Here is a 2,570-nt window from a genome sequence, read left to right on the forward strand (position 1 = left end):
AGAGGTACATATATGTCTGTTCAAAGAGAAGATGTAGATATCAAGCTGATCGCAATTGATATGGATGGTACACTGCTGAACGACGAGCAGCTGATCTCGGATGAAAACCGCAAAGCCATTCGTGAAGCGGAGGATAAAGGTGTGTATGTGGTGATCAGCACGGGCCGGACGCTGATGACGTGCCGGGAGCTGGCGGAATCGCTAAAGCTGTCATCCTTTCTAATCACGGCAAACGGCAGTGAAATTTGGGATTCGAATTTTAATTTGGTGGAACGGAAGCTGCTTCATACGGACCATATTCAAATGATGTGGGATTTGCGGAATAAGCACAACACTAATTTCTGGGCTTCTACGGTGAATAAAGTATGGAGAGGCGAGTTTCCGGAAAACATTACGGATCATGAATGGCTCAAATTCGGCTTTGACATCGAGGATGACGATATCCGAAACGAAGTGCTTGAGGAGCTGAGAAAAAACAAAGAGCTCGAAATCACAAATTCAAGTCCGACAAACATTGAAGTCAACGCGCTTGGCATCAACAAAGCTGCAGCCCTTGCCAAGGTTACGGAAAAACTCGGCTTTACAATGGAGAATGTGATGGCGATGGGCGACAGCCTTAATGACATTGCGATGATCAAAGAAGCGGGTCTTGGCGTCGCAATGGGCAATGCGCAAGACATCGTAAAAGAAACGGCTGATTATATCACGGATACAAATATTGAGGATGGTGTCGCTAAAGCGATTCGCCATTGGGTACTATAAAAAAAGAGAGTCATAAGATGGACTCTCTTTTTTAGTTTGGCAGGTTTTCTTCTGGGACCATGGTAGGTTTTCTGACAAAAGTATTTCACAAACTGATATGATTCACTTATAATGAAATAAAGTTCAAAAATTCGGAATAGTCGTTCCGAATTTCGGGACAATAAATGACATAAAGCATATCGTTTGCTTTGGCAGGAGGGATTCTGTGTTTCAGATTGATTTAAACTGTGATTTAGGAGAAAGCTTCGGAGCCTACAAGATAGGCCTTGACCAAGATATTTTAGAGTATGTGACATCAGCGAATATCGCATGCGGATTTCATGCAGGAGATCCTAGTGTTATGCGAAAAACCGTCGCGCTTGCAGCAGAAAGAGGCGTAAAAATCGGCGCGCATCCGGGCTTGCCGGATTTACTTGGTTTTGGGCGCCGCAATATGGCGATTTCTCCTGAGGAAGCGTATGATCTTGTCGTTTATCAAATTGGCGCGCTCTCTGGCTTTCTAAAAGCAGAGGGACTTCACATGCAGCACGTCAAGCCGCATGGCGCTTTATACAATATGGCGGCAGTCGATCAAAAACTGTCGGATGCTATCGCGAAAGCTGTCTATAAGGTTGATCCCGGCCTGATTCTTTTCGGTCTTGCTGAGAGCGAGCTTGTAAAAGCGGGAGAACGGATCGGACTTCAGACCGCAAATGAAGTGTTCGCCGACAGAACATACCAATCGGACGGCACGCTGACACCGCGCTCCCAGCCGGACGCACTCATTGAAAGTGATGATGCCGCCGTCACCCAGGTCATCAAAATGGTGAAAGAAGGGGCGGTCAAATCTCAGCAAGGACATGATGTGTCATTAAAAGCAGATACAGTCTGCATTCATGGAGATGGAGCCCATGCGCTGACATTTGCGCAAAAAATCAGAAAACAGCTCAAAGCGGCCGGAATTGAAGTGACAGCTATTTCAGAACAGAGGTCAACATAAAGGAGGAACAATAGATGGAGCAGCAGAAAAAGACAGCAGGAAAAAAAGCGGGCAGCTGGTCATTGCTGATGGGCGCCGCCTTTTTAATGGCGACATCAGCAATCGGACCGGGTTTCCTCACCCAAACCGCAACATTCACAAACACACTCGCAGCAAGCTTCGGTTTTGTCATCTTAATCTCTATTATTTTAGATATTTTCGCCCAAACCAATGTGTGGCGCATCATCGCAGTTTCTGGAAAACGAGGTCAGGAAATTGCGAATATGGTGCTTCCCGGACTGGGGTATTTCATCGCCATTCTCGTCGTGCTTGGCGGACTAGCTTTTAATATTGGGAATATCGGAGGGGCCGGGCTGGGGCTTCAGGTGCTGTTCGGCATTACCCCTGAAACAGGCGCTTTAATCAGCGCCGTTATCGCCATTTTGATTTTTGTCATCAAGGAAGCAGGAAAAGCGATGGACCGTTTTACGCAAATCGCGGGGTTCGTGATGATTATTTTAACGGTCTACGTTGCGGCGACGACAGCTCCTCCAGTCGGACAGGCAGTCGCAAATACATTCGTCCCGGAACACATCAGCATATTTGCCATTGTCACCCTAGTGGGCGGAACCGTCGGCGGTTATATCACATTTGCCGGGGGACACCGTTTGCTTGATGCCGGAATTAAAGGGAAGGAATCCATTCCGCAGGTGACAAAAAGCTCGGTTGTCGGCATTTTAATTACATCTGTCATGCGTATCGCTCTTTTTCTTGCGGTTCTAGGCGTTGTATCGAAAGGCCTGCACATCGATGAAAGCAACCCGGCGGCTTCTGTTTTCAAGCTGGCTGC

At 47.2% G+C, this 2,570-nt stretch carries 3 protein-coding genes; all 3 read left to right on the forward strand.

Annotated elements, in window-relative coordinates; genetic code table 11:
- Positions 1-12: 12 nt before the first annotated feature.
- The gene (locus ACWHAR_RS19780) at positions 13-762 is read left to right on the forward strand and encodes a phosphoglycolate phosphatase (protein WP_003234424.1); all 750 of its coding nucleotides are present in this window, start codon (positions 13-15) and stop codon (positions 760-762) included.
- A gap of 205 nt (positions 763-967) precedes the next feature.
- Complete coding sequence (pxpA, locus tag ACWHAR_RS19785; protein WP_017697329.1) at positions 968-1,741, forward strand: 5-oxoprolinase subunit PpxA; 774 nt, start codon at positions 968-970, stop codon at positions 1,739-1,741.
- Between the two features lie 14 nt (positions 1,742-1,755).
- A partial coding sequence (locus tag ACWHAR_RS19790) for an NRAMP family divalent metal transporter (protein ID WP_452087593.1) occupies positions 1,756-2,570 on the forward strand: 815 nt, incomplete at its 3' end.

This window comes from Bacillus sp. LR--39 (assembly GCF_053613335.1).